The sequence below is a fragment of the Streptomyces sp. NBC_00258 genome (assembly GCF_036182465.1).
Lineage (GTDB): Bacteria > Actinomycetota > Actinomycetes > Streptomycetales > Streptomycetaceae > Streptomyces.
In genome coordinates this window covers 1,410,556-1,427,366 of record NZ_CP108081.1, presented here as the reverse complement: position 1 = coordinate 1,427,366, position 16,811 = coordinate 1,410,556, and the positions used below count along the sequence as shown (strand labels likewise).

The 16,811-nt window shown below is 69.0% G+C and carries 9 protein-coding genes and 1 pseudogene; 3 read left to right on the top strand and 7 right to left on the bottom strand.

The features are described from left to right. Positions 1–46: 46 nt before the first annotated feature. Entirely contained in the window at positions 47–3,247 is a 3,201-nt protein-coding gene (locus OG718_RS06730) for a family 78 glycoside hydrolase catalytic domain (protein WP_328843586.1), read from the top strand. An 85-nt stretch (positions 3,248–3,332) separates the two neighbouring features. Beyond that, positions 3,333–6,527: a family 78 glycoside hydrolase catalytic domain gene (locus OG718_RS06725; protein WP_443054927.1), complete on the top strand. Its 3,195-nt coding sequence runs from the start codon at positions 3,333–3,335 to the stop codon at positions 6,525–6,527. A 128-nt stretch (positions 6,528–6,655) separates the two neighbouring features. Here OG718_RS06725 and OG718_RS06720 read toward each other — a convergent pair whose 3' ends face one another. The 7 genes from OG718_RS06720 to OG718_RS06690 form a co-directional block, all read right to left on the bottom strand. Then, positions 6,656–7,792, bottom strand: a complete 1,137-nt coding sequence (locus tag OG718_RS06720) for an XdhC family protein (RefSeq protein ID WP_328843584.1) — start codon at positions 7,790–7,792, stop codon at positions 6,656–6,658. A gap of 75 nt (positions 7,793–7,867) precedes the next feature. Continuing rightward, entirely contained in the window at positions 7,868–10,072 is a 2,205-nt protein-coding gene (locus tag OG718_RS06715) for a xanthine dehydrogenase family protein molybdopterin-binding subunit (RefSeq protein ID WP_328843583.1), read from the bottom strand. Next, positions 10,069–11,049: an FAD binding domain-containing protein gene (locus OG718_RS06710; RefSeq protein ID WP_143642741.1), complete on the bottom strand. Its 981-nt coding sequence runs from the start codon at positions 11,047–11,049 to the stop codon at positions 10,069–10,071. The genes OG718_RS06715 and OG718_RS06710 overlap by 4 nt, the downstream gene beginning before the upstream one ends. 6 nt (positions 11,050–11,055) lie before the next feature. Next, complete coding sequence (locus OG718_RS06705) at positions 11,056–11,697, bottom strand: (2Fe-2S)-binding protein (RefSeq protein WP_143642742.1); 642 nt, start codon at positions 11,695–11,697, stop codon at positions 11,056–11,058. 402 nt (positions 11,698–12,099) lie between these two features. Then, positions 12,100–13,341, bottom strand: a complete 1,242-nt coding sequence (locus tag OG718_RS06700; RefSeq protein WP_328843582.1) for a sugar ABC transporter permease — start codon at positions 13,339–13,341, stop codon at positions 12,100–12,102. Further along, entirely contained in the window at positions 13,332–14,111 is a 780-nt protein-coding gene (locus OG718_RS06695; protein ID WP_186001421.1) for an ATP-binding cassette domain-containing protein, read from the bottom strand. The genes OG718_RS06700 and OG718_RS06695 overlap by 10 nt, the downstream gene beginning before the upstream one ends. Before the next feature lie 36 nt (positions 14,112–14,147). Further along, positions 14,148–15,260 (bottom strand): sugar ABC transporter substrate-binding protein, encoded by a 1,113-nt coding sequence (locus tag OG718_RS06690; RefSeq protein ID WP_328843581.1) that lies wholly within the window; start codon positions 15,258–15,260, stop codon positions 14,148–14,150. Between the two features lie 812 nt (positions 15,261–16,072). On the opposite strand from OG718_RS06690, the pseudogene OG718_RS06685 reads away from it, so the two are divergent. Then, a pseudogene (locus tag OG718_RS06685) lies at positions 16,073–16,719 on the top strand (DinB family protein). Positions 16,720–16,811: the final 92 nt, after the last annotated feature.

Here is a 16,811-nt window from a genome sequence, read left to right as displayed (position 1 = left end):
ACCCATCACATTCCCCCAGGGTTCATCGAATCGACGGAGGTTTTGCATGTCCGGCATATCGGGCGGAGCGTTGAGCCGTAGACAGGTGGTCGGCACCGTGGCCGTCTCAGCGGCAGGGATGGCGCTGCCCACCGTCCCCGGCCTTCCCACGCAGGAGGCCTACGCCGCCGAGGAGGGTGACAGACACGGAGCGAGAGTCACAGGCCTCGCCGTCGACGGCCGCGAGGACAACCCGCTCGGCGTCGACGACCCCGCCCCACGACTGAGTTGGCGGGTGGAGGGCGGCCCGGGATGGACCCAGGCCGCCTACCGGATCCGCGCGGCGCGCACTGATCGGGATCTCGACAAGGGCCGTCTGCTGTGGGACAGCGGCAAGGTCCGCTCCTCGGCCCAGACCGACGTCGCATGGCACGGTCCCGCCCAGGCCTCGCGCGCCCGGGTCGTCTGGCAGGTGCGGGCGTGGAACACGCAGGGCGACGCGACACCGTGGAGCCCGCCCGCCTCATGGGAGATGGGGCTCCTCAAACGCTCCGACTGGGGCAAGGCACGGTGGATCGAGTACCCGGGCCGAACCGTCGACCAGCCGCTGCCCATGTTCGCCCGCGCCTTCCGGGTGGACAGGCGCCGGGGGAAGATCGTCGGAGCGAGGCTGTACCTGTCCGGCGTCGGACTGCACGTGGCCCGGCTCAACGGCAAGCCCGTCACCGACGAGGTACTCGCCCCGGGCAACTCCAACTACCAACTCTCCACCGAATACCGGGCCTTCGACGTCACGGGCCTCATCCGCAACGGCGACAACACCCTGGGCGTCGAACTGGGCCACGGCACGGCGCTGGTGACCCGGTCCGTCACGAACCCCACGAGCGGCCGCACCGCCCCGTACAGCTGGTGGCAGAGCCAGTCCAAGGGCAGCGGGGGCCTCCTCGCACCCGCCGACCGGGGCGCCACCACCATCAAGGTGAACAACGTGGCCAACTACCACGTCGGCGGCACCGTCAACATCGACACAGGCGACGGCGGAGAGCGTCTGGAGTCGCGCACGATCACCGCGATCGGTACCGCGGGCGCAGACGGCACGGGCATCACCTTCGAGCCGGGCCTGGCCTCAGGACACGAGAGCGGCGCCGCTGTCACCGGCTCCGGCAACCCACTCGCGAGCACCGACCCGAGTGCGGGCGCCGCCGTCACGCCGCGTCTGATCGCCCGCCTGGAACTCACGAAGGACGACGGCACGGTCGAGACCGTTGTCAGCGACCGCTCGTGGAAGGCGGCTCTCGGCCCGACCACCACCGCCAACTGGTACTCCGGATCCGACTACGACGCCCGCCGCGAACAGCCCGCCTGGACCGCCCCCGGCGCGGACCTCGGCGCCTCGGCGAGACGGCGGGACGATACGGCCATGGGCTGGACCGGCGCCGGAATCGCTCCGCCGCCCAATCTCACCACCGAGCTGGTGTGGCGCGTGGCCGAGCCGCTCAAGGTCGTCGACACCCTGCGTCCGGTCGGCGTCAGGCAGCCGCAGCCGGGCGTGTGGGTCTTCGACTTCGGGCAGAACTTCGCCGGCTGGCCGCTGCTCCGGCTCGACGGCCCGCTCCCGGCCGGCACCACCGTCAAGCTGTACCCCGCCGAGTCGCTGAACGCCGACGGCACCGTCAACCAGGCGTCGATCATGGGTGGCGGCGCGGCTCGCGGTACCAACGTGTTCGCCTCCTACACGACGTACGGCGACAAGCGAGGCGAGGAGTGGCACCCGCAGTTCCACTACTTCGGCATGCAGTGGCTCCAGGTGACCGGCCTGCCCGAGGGATACGTACCGACCAAGGACACGGTCACCGGCCTGCAGATCCACGCGGACGTACCGTCCGCCGGCTCCGTGCGGACCTCCGACGAGCGGATCAACCGCATTCACCGCATGGCCCGTTACTCGATCATGAGCAACACCATGTCCACCTTCACGGACTGCCCCGGCCGCGAAAAGCTCGCCTACCCCGCCGACTACGTGCAGCCTTTCGGCTCCCTGCACCGCACCTTCGGATACGCGGCCTACCTGCGCACCATGCAGCGCCACCTCGTGGAGGGGCAGTCCAGGGCGGGCGACAACATCGGCAACGTGGCGCTCAAGGCCCCGGTCTACGACTGGGGTTACACCGGCCGGTTCGGCGACGAGATCAACTGGGGCAACGGCATCATCCTCGTGCCGTGGCTGCTGTACGAGACGTACGGCGATACGCAGACGATGCGCCGCCACTACCCGCAGATGCAGGCCTTTCTGAACTACATCAGGACCAGGAAGGCGGGCACCGGCGCGGACGCCCACCTCGTGGACGCCGCCCTGGCCGACTGGATCGCCAGTGAGAACACCTCGGGCCGCATCACCGGAACCTGGGGCTACCACCAGATCGCCGACCGCATGGCCCGGATGGCAGCGCTGATCGGGCGCGACGCCGACGCGTCCGAGTACCGCAACCTCGCCTCCAACATCAAGGGCGCCTTCAACGACGCCTTCTACAACGAGCCCCTCGGCCGCTACACGGCCGAAGGCGACCAGGGCACTGGCGGGGCGACCCAGGCCGCCCAGGCGCTCGCGCTGGACGAAGGGCTGGTACCGCAGGGCGAACGAGGAAGGGTCCTCGACGCACTGGTGGAACTCGTCCGTGCCCACCAGCCGTTCGGGGGCGGGCCGCATTTCAGCGGCGGAACCATCGGTCTCGCGCCGATCGTCAGGGCTCTGCACGAGGGCGGTCGCGACGACGTCCTCTGGGATGTCCTCCAGGAGGACACCCGTCCCGGCTACGGCCACTTCATGGCACCCACCACCGCCAATCCCGACGGCCTGACGACCATCCCCGAGCAGTGGGACATGGGCAACTCCAAGAACCACATGATCCTGCTCCAGGTCGAGGAGTGGTTCCACAGCGGCCTGGCGGGCATTCGTCAGGCGCGTGGCAAGGCCGGCTTCCGCGACCTGGTGATCGACCCTCGACCGGTCGGCGGACTCACTCACGTCGAGGGCAGCTACCGCAGCCCGTGCGGAGTGGTGTCCGCACAGTGGACCCGTAGGGACGGCAGGTTCCGGCTCGACGTCGAGCTTCCGCCGAACACCACGGCGGAGGTCCGGGTGCCCACGGGGAGCGGTACGGCCCACGCGGCCGGAGACGGCGCGGTGTTCCGGGGACTGCAAGGCGACCGAGCCGTTTACCTCGTCGCCTCGGGGAGGCACACGTTCACCGCCCGCGACACCGTGTAGATCCCCGACTCCAAATGATCTTCAACGGACAGTTCATGCCCGATCCGGCCCCTCACCGACGGCCGCACAACCGAAAGGCAGATGGGTGCACCATGAAGCGCGCAGTGGAGACGGCGGCGACCGCGATGTTGACGAGGCCGTTCCACCCCGTAAGGACAGGACCGGAGTTGGTCGTCGAACCGTGCTTGCCGCGACGGCCGGAGCCGTGCCAGTAGCGGTTGGCGTCCTGGGAGGCGGAGCGAATGCGGCGGAAGCATCACGCGCGGAGGGCGGCGCGGTGACAGGGCTGACCGTGGAACACCGCACTGATCCCGTGGGCGTGGACGCAACCCTGCCGCGATTCGGCTGGCGCATGCGCTCGGAAGGCCGGGGGCGTGGCCAAGGCGCCTATCAGATCCTCGTGGCGACCTCGCCGGGCAAGCTCACCGCCGCCCGCGCGGACGTCTGGAACAGCGGCCGCGTCGGCTCCTCAGACTCGGTGGCCGTCCGCTACGCGGGCAAGTCACTGCGCGCCTCGACCCGCTACCACTGGACCGTCACGGTCTGGGACGCCGAAGGTCGCCCGGTCGGCACTGCCACACCCTCCTTCTTCGAGACCGGCCTCATGAGCACCAACGGCTTGACCGGATGGGACGGCGCGCAGTGGATCGGTATGAAGGGGAAGACCCCCAACTCGGCCGGCGCACCCATGCTCCGGAAGAAGGAGCCCATCAGGACAGGGAGCGCCGAGAAGAGCCGACCCAAAGTCAGCGAGGCGCGACTGTACATCTCTGCCCTCGGCGTCTACGAGGCCTACGTCAACGCACGCCATGTCAGCGTTCCGCAGGACGGCGACACCACGATCGAACTGCTTCCCCCGGGCTCGACGAACTACGACGCGCGCGTCAACTACATGACGTATGACGTCACTGACCTGGTGACACGGGACTCGGACGTCACCCTCGCGGTCGTCCTGGGCAACGGCTGGTACAACGGCCGCATCTCCGAGGGCAGTACGTACTACTCGGAGGAGGGCAACGCATTGGCCGTCAAGGCCAAGCTGCTGATCTCGTACGCCGACGGGACGTCGCAGACCATCGTCACCGAGCCGGACGGCGGCTGGAAGGCCACGGACACCGGTCCCTACCGCGCTGACGACATCTACGACGGCCAGACCTACGACGCCCGCAAGGAGCTGCAGGGCTGGACGTCGCACGGATTCGACGACTCCGCCTGGTCGGACGTGGAACGCGTCGCCTTCGACGACAAGTACCCGGAGACGCGGCTCCTCGCCTACCCCGGTGAGACCGCTCGCCTGATGCCGAAGTGGGATCGCCGACCGCAGTCGGTCACCGTCGCCACAGGAGTGACCGGACAGGACGGGAGCCCCAACGGCAGGGGGCGCATTGTCGTGGACCCCGCCCGGACGGTGACCGATCCCGCCCAGGCGGCCTCCGCCTCCGTCACGATCGGCGATGGCGAGACCGTCGTCTTCGACCTCGGCCAGAACATGGTCGGCGTGCCCCGCTACAGCCTGCGCGGCCCGGCCGGAGCCAGGGTCGAGTTCAAGTTCGGCGAGATGCTCAACGACGACAGCGCCGGCGCGGACGGCCCCGAGGGGTCCGTCTACCGGGCCAACCTCCGCAGCGCCAAGGCCACCAGCACGTACATCCTCAAGGGGGACCGGCGCGGCGAGACCCACCAGGACTCTCTGACCTTCTACGGCTTCCGCTACGTGTCCGTCACCGCGACGGACACCGTCACGATCACCCGGCTGACCGGGAAGGTCGCCACGTCCGCGATCCGCGAGACCGGCACCGTCACCACCAACGATCCCGACATCAACCAGCTGGCGAGCAACATCCGTTGGGGCCAGCGTGGCAACTACCTCTGGGTGCCCACCGACTGCCCGCAGCGCGACGAACGCCTCGGCTGGACCGGCGACACCCAGGTCTTCTCCACGACCGGCCTGTACAACGCGGACGCCGGTGTCTTCCTCAGCCACTTCCAGGACACGGTCGTCGACTCCCAGGTCATCTACGGCGTGGACAAAGCGCAGTTCACCGGAGTGGCCCCCACCGGACGGTACAACTTCCCGGGCGGCGGCAGCGGTTGGGCGGATGCCGGAGTCATCGTGCCGTGCACCGTGTGGCAGATGACCGGCGACGCGACCGTCGTCAAGGACAACTGGCCCGCGATGACCCGCTACCTGGACTGGATCCGGCAGCAGGCCGGCGATACCTACGCCGGACAGGGCTCCCTCACCGGCGACTGGCTGGCGCCGCAGAAGACCAGCGCCCAGATGATGAGCGACGTCTACTACGGCTACAGCACCCAGCTGATGGCTCGGATGGCCCGCGCGATCGGCAGGACGGCGGAGGGGCAGGCGTACGACCGGCTCTTCGGGCACATCAAGCAGGCGTTCATCACCAAGTACCTGAGCACCGAGGGCGGCACGGTCACGGTCAAGTCCGGCCTGGGCGAGGCCTCTCCGATCGAACCGGGTGCCGACCCCAACCAGAAGACCGAGGACAACAGCCAGACAGCGCTGCTCTGGGTCCTCAAGCTCGGCTTCTACGAGACCGAGGCCCAACGCCGCACACTGGTAGGGCTGTTGGCGGACAACATCGGCAACGACGAGGCCTACAAGGCAGCACACCCGAACAGCAGCCGGGTCAGGTACGCCGAGAACACGCTGTCCGTCGGCTTCCTCGGCGTCAACGTCCTCGCCCCCGTCCTCACCGACGAGGGCCGCGCGGACCTGGCGTACAAACTGCTGCACCAGGACGAGTTGCCGTCCTGGCTCTACTCGGTGAAGAACGGTGCCACCACCGTGTGGGAGCGCTGGAACTCCTTCTCCGAGGACGACGGATTCGGCCCGGTCAGCATGAACTCCTTCAACCACTACGCCTACGGCGCGATCATGGAGTGGATGTACGCCTACATGGCAGGCATCGCCCACGACCCGGACAACCCCGGCTTCAAGCACTTCCTTCTGCAACCGCACATCGATCCCACCGGCAGGATCACCCAGGTGGCAGCCTCGTACGAGTCTCCGTACGGCAGGATCAGAAGCGAGTGGGCGGTCGGTGACGGAGGCCGGAGCCTTGTCTACGACGCGGTCGTGCCCGCGAACAGCGGGGCAACCCTGCGGCTTCCGGCGGCCTCCGCCGACTCCGTTCGCGAAGGACGAACGCCGTTGGCACGAGTGGACGGCGTGCGTTTCCTCGGCCACACGGACGGGGTGTCCTCGTACCGGATCCCGTCCGGCACATTCCGCCTGACCACACGGCTTCGCTGATCAACACACGTAGAAATGACGGCGCGGTCGGTCTGCGGTACCACATTGGCACCGCAGACCGACCGCGCCGCCGGGACCTACTTCCTTGTTCGACGACTTCATGGATGTAGTCGTCGTGTGCCGGCCGCTCACGCCGGAGAGGCAGCCATGGACGGTGTCGTTCGGTGATGGATGGGCCCCGCGCTCCGGGTGAGGGGCGTACCCGAGCCCTGATGCGTGTGAGCGACGATCTCCGCCGCGATGGAGAGTGCCGTCTCCTCGGGAGTGCGGGCGCCCAGGTCGAGACCGATCGGGGAGTGCAGGAGGGCGAGATGCTCCTCCAACACGCCTGCCTCGCGCAGCAGTTCCAGGCGATGGGAGTGGGTGCGGCGCGAGCCCATCGCGCCCACGTAGGCCACCGGCAGACTCAGTGCCAGACGCAGCAGAGGCACGTCGAACCTGGCCTCGTGGGTGAGGACACAGACGACGGTGCGGGCGTCCACCTCGGCGGTGGCGAGGTAGCGGTGCGGCCAGTCGACGACGACCTCGTCGGCGTGCGGGAAGCGGGCAGGGGTGGCGAAGACGGGGCGGGCGTCGCACACCGTGACCCGGTAGCCGAGGAACCGGCCGACTTCGCTCAGCGAACCGGCGAAGTCGATGGCGCCGAAGATCAACATGCGGGGGCGTGACGCATGCGTGTGGATCAGGACGGACAGGCTCTCCGGGCAGGTCACCGCGTCTCCGCCCAGGTCGACACGACCTGTACGGCCCGCGCGCAGCAGTGCGCGAGCCTGCGCCGCCACCGCACGCTCCCACTGCGTGCTGCCCGCGACGCCGTGCGTGCGGCCGTCGTCGGTGACGCTCAGCATGCGGCCGAGTAGTTCCTCGGGTCCGTCGATGATCTGGGCCACGGCTGCCGGCCTGCCGGACGCCACCTCGCCGAGTGCCGTGACGAGGTGGGGCCGGTCGACGGAATCGATCCGCTGCACGAGGACGCCGAGTTCGCCGCCGCAGGTCAGGCCGACGGCGAAGGCGTCCTCGTCGGAGTAGCCGAACCGCGCTCGGGTTGGAGGTTCACCCGACTCGAGCAGCTGTTGGCACAGCTCGTAGACGGCGCCCTCCACGCAGCCTCCGGACACACTGCCGACCACGTTGCCGTCGGCGTCCACGGCCAGAGAGGTGCCGACGGGCAGCGGTGCGCTGCCGCTGACCTGGATCACAGTGGCGAGGGCGAAGGGGCGGGCCTCGCGGCACCATGTGCGCAGCGTGTCCGCGATGTTCAGCATGGGCGGGTCTCCAGTAGGAACAGCGGCTCCAGGCCTCGGGCAGCGATGCGTGTGCACCACTGCCCGAGGCCTGGCTCAGATCAGCGCCTCGGCGGTGATGGGCAGGTCGCGCACTCGTCGGCCGGTGGCGTGGAAGACGGCGTTGGCGATGGCGGGTGCCACGCCTACCAGGACGACTTCGCCGAGACCCTTGACGCCGAGGGGGTCGGCTTCGTCGTCGCGGCCGTCGACGTAGATCGCCTTCAGGTCGGGGACGTCCGCGTTGACGGGGACCAGGTAGTCGGCCAGGTTGGCGTTGACGATCCGGCCGTCGCGGTGGTCGGTGACCGTGTGTTCCAGCAGAGCCATACCTATGCCGCCGGTCATGGCGCCGATGGCCTGGCTGTCGGCCAGCTTGGGACTGATGATCCGGCCCGCGTCGAAGACGCCGAGCATCCTCCGCACCCGGACCAGACCGAGGCGGGCGTCGACGGCCACCTCGGCGAACACCGCGCCGTAGGCGTACATGGAGGACCGGGACTGCCCCGGAGTCCAGGACCCGTCCGCTTCGAGGTGGGTGCGGTTGTTGCGGGCGAGGAGTTGCCGGTAGGTCTCCCCGCGCGCTGGGTTGTTTTTCAGATGCAGCCGCCCTCCCCGTACGACGATCTCGTCGGCATCGGCGCCGTACAGCGGTGAGTCCTCGTCCTCGACGGCCAGTTGGATCGCCTGCTGCCGCAGTTTGTCGCAGCCGTCCTGGACGGTGGAGCCGACGCTGGCCATGGTGAGCGAGCCGCCGTGGAGCGGGGCTGTGGGCATGTTCGTGTCGCCGAGCCGGAAGGTGACGTTGCGGACCGCGAGGCCCAGGGCGTCGGCGGCGACCTGGGTCATGGAGGTGTACGTGCCGGGACCCATGTCACTGGTCGAGGACTCGATCAGGGCGGTGCCGTCGGCGTCCAGCCGCACCGAGGCCTGGCCCGGGGCGCGCAGGGTGTCGTACAGCGCGGTCGCCATGCCGGTGCCGATGAGCCAGTCGCCGTCGCGGGTGGAGCGGGGCCGGGGGTCGCGGCGGCTCCAGCCGAACTCGCGGGCGCCGACGGTGTAGCACTCGCGCAGCCGTCGGGTGGAGAACGGCCGCCCACTGGCCTGGTCGTTCTCGGGTTCGTTGCGCCGGCGCAGTTCGATGGGGTCGATGCCGAGCTCGTGGGCGAGTTCGTCCATCGCGCTCTCGATGGGGAAGGCGGCGGTGGAGTAGCCGGGGCCGCGCATCGGGGTCGGGGTGTTCACGTCCAGCGGCACGGTCCGGTGCGTCTGGGCGACGTTGGGGGTGGTGTAGAGCATCTGCCCGGGGGAGAGGACGCCGCGTTCCGAGAACCTCTCGTAGCGGGAGGTCTCGGCGCGCAGGTCGTGGGTCATGGCGGTCAGCCGCCCGCGGCGGTCGCTGCCCAGCCGGACCTTGTACTCGTACGCCGGCCGGTATCCGACCCCGAAGTAGAGCTGCCTGCGCGTCAGTACGAGCTTGACCGGGCGCCCCACCTCGCGGGCGGCGAGGGCCGCGATGGTGATGTGCGGCCAGGCCCGTGCCGCGTTTCCGAACGCACCGCCCACGAAGGGCGAGATGACGCGGACGGACTCCGCGGGTATACCGAAATTGGCGGCGACCTCGGCTCGCGGGCTCTGCACCCACTGGGTCTTGTCCCACAGGGTGAGCCGGTCGCCGTCCCACTGGGCGACGGTGGCATGGAGTTCCATCGCGTTGTGGTGGTTGCGGGCGGGCCGGTACGTCATCTCCAGCCGAACGGCGGCGGATTGCAGAGCGGCCTCCGCGTCGCCGCGCGTATAGGTGACGGGCTCGCCCGTCGCCGGCGCCTCGCTCAGGTCGGTCGTGGACGGCTCCACGGAGTAGTCGATCTCCACCAGGCTCGCCGCGTGCTGGGCGGCCTCCAAGGTGGTGGCCACGACGACGGCGACGGGCTGGCCGTGGAAGCGTACCTGGTCGTCCTGGAAGACGCGCAGCCGCTCACCGGGCAGGTTCAAGGAGCCCGGGTTGGGCCCGTACGGCAGCCTGGGGGCGTTGCGGTGGTGGAGCACCTTCAGCACGCCGGGCTGGGCCTCGGCGGCGCCGGTGTCGATGCCGGTGATGCGTCCACGGGCGACACTGCTGTCGACCACGACGGCGTGCACAACACCCTCTGGCCCGCTGGGCTCGTGGTCGGCGGCGTACTTCGCCTGGCCGGTCACCTTCAGGCGCCCGTCCACCCGGGAGAGCGGTGCGCCGACGGCTGCCTGCGGCTGGGGGCTCATTTGGTGTCTCCTACGATGCGCAGCTGGCGTTCGACGGTCCGCACGAGCAGCTCGACCTTGAAGCGGTTGTGCGTGAGAGGGCGCGCCCCGTCCGCGGCCGACTCGGCGGCCCGGGCCCAGAGCCGGTCCGAAGGGCGCTCACCCATGAGGGCTTCCTCGACGGCAGCCAGCTTCCACGGCACGGTGCCCACCCCGCCGGCGGCGACCTTGGCCTCGCGGATCACGCCTCCGCGGACGTGCAGGGCGACGGCGGCCGAGGTGAGGGCGAACTCGTAGGACTGGCGGTCACGCACCTTCAGGTAGCCGGACCTGAGCGGGCGTGGATACGCCGGTATCTCCACGGCGGTTATCAACTCGCCGCTCCGGATGGCCTGTTCGCGGTTCGGTGTGCTCCCGGGCCGGAGCAGGAAGTCGGCGAAGGGCACCGTACGCTGCCCGCCCGGGCCCAGCAGATGCACTCGCGCGTCCAGGGCGGCGAAGGCGACGGCCACGTCGGAAGGGTGGGTGGCCACGCAGTCCTCGGAGGTGCCCAGGATCGCGTGGGTGCGGTTGAAGCCTTCCCGGGCCGCGCAACCGGAGCCCGGCTCGCGCTTGTTGCAGGCGGCCGTCACGTCACGGAAGTACGTGCAGCGGGTGCGCTGCATGATGTTGCCGCCGATGGTGGCCATGTTCCGCAGCTGCGCCGACGCGCTCAGTTCAAGAGCCTGCGAGATGACCGGATGGAGGGTGCGTACCTTGCGGTGGGCGGCGGCGTCGGTCATGGTCACCAACGCGCCGATGCGCAGCCCGCCGCGCTCGGTGACGGTGACTTCCCGCAGCGGCAGGTCGCTGATGTCGACCAGGGTCTCGGGACGTTCGACGGTCTCTCGCATCAGGTCGACCAGGGTGGTGCCGCCTGCGATGTAACGGCCGCCGCGCCGACCGGCTTCGAGGGCCTCACGTGTGCTGGGCGCCTTGGTGAAGGAGAAGGGATACATCGCCACTCACTTCCGGCCCGAAGCCTGCTCGACCGCGCGCACGATCTTCACGTAACAGCCGCAGCGGCAGATGTTGCCGCTCATCGATTCCCGGATCTCGTCCGCGGAGCCGGTGTGTCCTTCCTGGATGCAGCCGACCCCGGACATGATCTGGCCCGGGGTGCAGTAGCCGCACTGGAAGGCGTCCTGGTCGATGAACGCCTGCTGCAGCGGATGCAGCCGGTCGCCCTGGGCCAGCCCCTCGATGGTGGTGACCTCGGCTCCGTCCAGGCGTACGGCCAGGGTGAGGCAGGAGTTGACCCGGGTTCCGTCGACCAGGACCGTGCACGCCCCGCAGGCTCCGGCGTTGCAGCCCTTCTTCGAGCCGGTCAGGCCGAGGTGCTCGCGCAGCAGGTCAAGGAGCGAGGTGCGGTTGTCGACCGTGACGGTGTGCCGCCGGCCGTTGACGGTCAAGGTGACACGGCTGCTGGGCGCCGCCTCGGCGGCAGCGGCCTCCTCGACGCCGAGCAGCGGCGGACCGGCGACCAGGCCGCCCGCCGCGATGACACCGCCGACCGCGGACGTCGTCGCGATGAAGGTCCGACGCGAGGGTGCGGACGGCGGCTCGGCGGGGGGAGACGTGGCCGACTCGGGAGTTTCGGTAGACATGCTCACTCTCTCGACACGAGGAAGGTGGGGGACTTGCTGATCGGTGTGAGCCCGGGACGGAGGTTCACCGCTGCCCTCATGGCACTTCGGCTTCCGTACAGCCTTGCGGGCCAACTGGCCGAGTGGCAGGCCGTGTTGTGCCAGGGAACAGTCAGCCAGGTTGTGACAGGGCCTCTCTCCCACCTGTCCCACGGGCCACGGCGATGTCAGACTGGGGCGTTTGAGGGGTCAGTCACGGAGAGCGCCGATGCGCCGCAGCCACGACTCGACTTGGGCATCGGCTCCACGAACTTCCTCGCCGCGCACTCTGACCGACGAGCAGGTCACGCCGCCCAGATCGCCACGCTGATCCGCGACCGCGTCGCCACCGCCCTGGTCGGGTGGCCGGTGACCGCACATCCCTCAGGCCCGCCCGCGTGCCTCCACGGCACGTCGTGCCAACGAGTCGAAGACGACCGCGGTGAGCAGCACTCCACCGGTGATCATGAACTGGACCGCGGGCTCGACTCCCAGCAGCGCCATGCCCGAGGCGATCGACTGGATGATCAGCACTCCCAGCAGAGCGGACCAGGTCGAGCCGCGTCCGCCGAACAGGCTGGTGCCACCGATGACGGCAGCTGCGATGGCGTTGATGAGCAGCATGCCGGAGCCCGGGACCTGGGTTGCCGAGGTGAGCCGCGACGCGACGAACAGGCCGCCGACCGCGGCCAGGGTCCCCGACACCAGGAACACCGCGATCCGCACGCGCGCCACATCGACGCCGGCCCGCCGGGCCGCCTCCACACCGCCGCCCAGTGCGAGGACCTGCCGGCCGTAGCGCGTGCGGCGCAGGAAGAGGTCCGAGGCGACGACGACCGCGAGGAAGATCAGGAGCGCCAGCGGCAGGCCCTCGAACCGGCCCAGCACGTAGACGGCGGCGAACGCGACCATCGCGAGCAGAGCCGTACGCGCCCAGATCTCGCGCACCTGCCGGTAGGGCATGCCGGCGGCGCTGCGGCGCCTGCGGTCGTAGTGGGCGACGAGGAGGTAGGCGAGGGTGCCGAGCGCCGCCAGGCCGTAGGTGACCAGGGCGGCGCTGAAGTAGCGGCTGGTCATCATGGCGACCAACCCGTCCTCGCTGAAGTTGATGGAGCTCTCCGGCCCCAGCAGGTAGAGCATCAGACCGTTCCAGGCCAGCAGGCCCGCGAGGGTGACGACGAACGCGGGTACGCCGATCTTGGCGAAGAAGAATCCGTGGACGGCACCGGCGGCGGCACCGCAGATCACCGCGATGACCACGGCGAGCCATTCCGGCATTCCAAGGTTCACGTTCAGCGCCGCGAACAGGGCGCCCGCCAGGCCGGCGAGCGAGCCCACCGACAGGTCGATCTCTCCGATCAGCAGCACGAAGACGATGCCGACGGCGATCATGCCGGTCCCGACAATGTCCACGCTGAGGACTGACAGGTTGCGCGAGGAGAGGAAGTTGTCATTGAGGCCCTGGAAGACCATCCAGGTCACGGCGAGAGCGAACAGGGCCGGGACCGGGCCGAGTTCAGCCTCGTGCAGTCTGCGGCGTACCGCACCGGCGTGCGCCCTGAGACGGCCGGCGGGGGGCGAGGCACCGGCGGCGCGCGCCCGCGTCCGCCTCCATCTCACGGCCATGCCTCCTCCGGGTTGGTCGTGCGGTGGGCGACGGCATTGTCCGACGCGCCGGTGATCGAGGAGATGATCTGTTCCTGGGACGTGGTGTTCACGTCGAAGAGGCCGTTGTTGCGGCCGAGGCGCAGCACGGCGACCCGGTCGGCGACGGCCTTGATGTCACCCATGTTGTGGCTGATGAGGAGCACCCCGGTGCCCCGGTCTCGCACTTGCTCGATGAGGTCGAGGAGCTGATTGGTCTGCTCGATGCCCAGGGAGGCGGTGGGCTCGTCGAGCAGGAGCAGCCTGGGCGCGCTGAGAAACGAGCGGGTGATCGCGACGACCTGCCGCTGGCCGCCGGACAGGGTGGCGAGCGGCGCACGTACGTCGGGGATGCGGATGGACAGGGTTTGCAGCAGCTCTCGGGTGCGGCGCTCCATCTCCACCTCGTTGAGGATGCCGAGCCGGTGGATTTCCCGGCCGAGGTAGAGATTGCCGACGACGTCGAGGTTGCCGCACATCGCGAGGTCCTGGTAGACGGTCGCGATCCCGAGGGTCTGGGCGTCCTGCGGACGCTTGATCTGAATGGCGCTGCCCTGCCACTCGATCACGCCCTTGTCGGCGGGACCGACTCCCGAGATCACCTTGACCAGGGTGGACTTTCCGGCGGCGTTGTCGCCCACCAGGGCGACCACCTCCCCGGCCCTGATCTCCAGCTCGACATCCACCAGAGCCTGGACGGCAGCGAAGCGCTTGGAGACGCCGCGCAACGCCAGCAGGGGCTGTGCCGGCACGTGGCCACCTCCTTCCGCCTCCGCCACCGCGGAAGCTCATGGGGTGAGTCCGGCCTTGTCGCAGGCGGACCGGAGCTTCGGAGTGCAGATCTGGTCGATTGTGTACATACCATCCTTTACCAGAGTGTCCTTGATGTTGCCGACCGTCACCGAGACCGACGGGAGCAGGACTGCCGGGATGTTCTTGGTGGTGGCGCTGTCGACGGTGTCGGTGGCGATGGACGCGACCGTCTCGCCGCGCCCCAGGGCGACGGCCATCTCGACGGCGGCGTCGGCCGCGGGCTTGAAAGGCTTGTAGACGGTCATGTACTGGTCGCCCCGGACGATGCGCCGCACGGCCGCGAGGTCGGCGTCCTGGCCGGTGATCGGGGGCAGCGGTCTGACCTCCGTGGCGTTGAAGGCGGAGACCACGGCGCCGGCGAGGCTGTCATTGGCGGCCAGAACACCGTCGATGTTGCCCCCGCCGAGGGCGGCGATCGCGCCGGTCATGTTGACGTAGGCGTTCTCCGGCCGCCATCCGACCGTGTCGTACGACTTGCCGATCTTTACGTTGTCCTTGAGGACTGATAGGGCTCCCTGCTTGTACCAGTCGGCATTGGGGTCGGTCGTGGCGCCGTTCATCATGACGATCTGGCCACCGTTCGCCTTCGTGCCCATGGCCTTCAGGAGTGCCTCGCCCTGGAGCTTGCCGACCGTCGCGCCGTCGAAGGTGGCATAGCCGGAGACCGGGCCTTGTGCGAGTCGGTCGTAGGCGACGACCGGGATACCTGCTCGGTGCGCGGCCTCGACGGTCGAGCGCAGTCCCTTGGCGTCGACGACGGCGAGGATCAGGACATCCACACCCCTGGTGATCATGGCCTCGAGCTGCTGCCGCTGGACCGCCGGCTCGGGTGTGGCAGCAACGGTCGCCGCCGGGCAGTGAGGGCACAGCTGCTTGAGCTTCTTCTCGATCAGCGGCCTGTCGAACTGCCCGAAACGAGAGGCTCCGCCGCCCGGAAGCAGCACGCCGACGGTGAGGCTGTCGCCGCCGCCCTCACCGTCCCCGCCGCAGGCACCGCTCAGGGTCAGACCGGCGGCAACCGAGATCGCCACGGACGCACGGGTGAGGGACCTGCGCTTCATGGCCGGAAGGCTGACACCGAGACCCATTTATGGTTCCTTAGTGAACTTTGCCCAATTGTGCCCACTAATAGGAGCTTAGTACCAAGCGCAGGCTGGGCGTCGGCGTCGTCCTGTTCATATCCGGCCCCGACGGTGGCAGAGGGCTCGACCCTCGCGGTACGCCGATCGGACTGCCGCCCCGCCAGGTGTAGGCCGACCGCATCCTCTACGAGGCTCAGTAGACGGCTGACCCGGTACGCCTCGTCCGTCTCTTCGGCATCCACCCCGACATCGCCGTCAAATACGTGCACCCCGCGCACCCGTGGACAAGGTCCTGTCAAGATCCGCTGACCGGGCGACACCGAGCTCTTGCTCGCGGTGAAGGACGTCGTGGCGGACGTCCCCGTCACCGACGCGTTCCTCGAACGCCTGACGGACGAGGTCCTCCTTACGAGTCACCGACCCGGCGGAGAATGCTCCGCGCCAAGGTCACACGCACCGAACGCACCAGCCCGGCTGGCACCACGACGTCCCCCTCGTCACCGTCGCCCAGGCCTTCCTCACCCTGTGGCGCTACGACACAAAAGTCCGCAGAGCGGCCTGACTCTCTATCAAGTCCTCGACGCACTGCAAGACCTGCTGCGGTGCTGGACCGGCACCTGCACCACCTGCGGCCGCCCCCTGACCAGAACCAGAACCCAACGAAGCGCTACTAGGAGGTTGTCTCACGTGGCAAGCTTCGCGAGCTTCTTGTAGCAGGTCAGGGGTGGCGGGCATGGCCAGGCCTCGGCTCTGCCAGTCGTTGCGGAGCACGTACGGGATCGTGAGACCACGAGCAACCCGTGGCAGGCTCATGCCGCATGATCGATGAATTCGCCAAAGGCAACCTGCACGGGAGACTGCGGCGGGACCGCAAGGCGCTGCTCTGGAAACTCGACGGCTTGTCCGAATACGACGCCCGCCGGCCTTTGACAGCGACCGGGACCAACCTCATCGGTCTGGTCAAACACATGGCCACCGTCGAGGCCAGGTACTTCGGTGAGGTCTTCGACCGCCCTTCCCCGGAACCGCTGCCCCGGTGGCAGGACTCCGACGGCAGCGATCTGTGGGCGGCAGAGGACGAGACCCGCGATCAGATCATCGGGTTCTACCGGCGCACGTGGGAACACTCGGACGCGACGATCAACGAACTTCCCCTCGACGCCGCCGGCCACGTGCCGTGGTGAACGAACTTCCCCTCGACGCCGCCGGCCACGTGCCGTGGTGGCCGGAGCCTTATCCCAACACGAACCTGTTCGCCATCATGGTCCATGTCCTCGCCGAGTCCATCCGGCATGCCGGGCACGCCGACATCCTCCGCGAGGGCCTCGACGGCCGGACCGGCGTGCGCGCCGAACACGAGAGGCAGATCGACGAGGAAGCCCGTGCAGCCTACTGCGCGAAGATCGAGGAGGCCGCCAGGTCGGCCGCACCAATCAAGGCTTTGAGGCAACGGCATTGGCTCTAAACCTTGAGTCAGTGATTCTCGTTTGCGATGAGGGCCGGCGTGATCGAAGTGCCGTAGAACGACGCGGTGGTTGGCCAGCTCTGGGCCGGAGA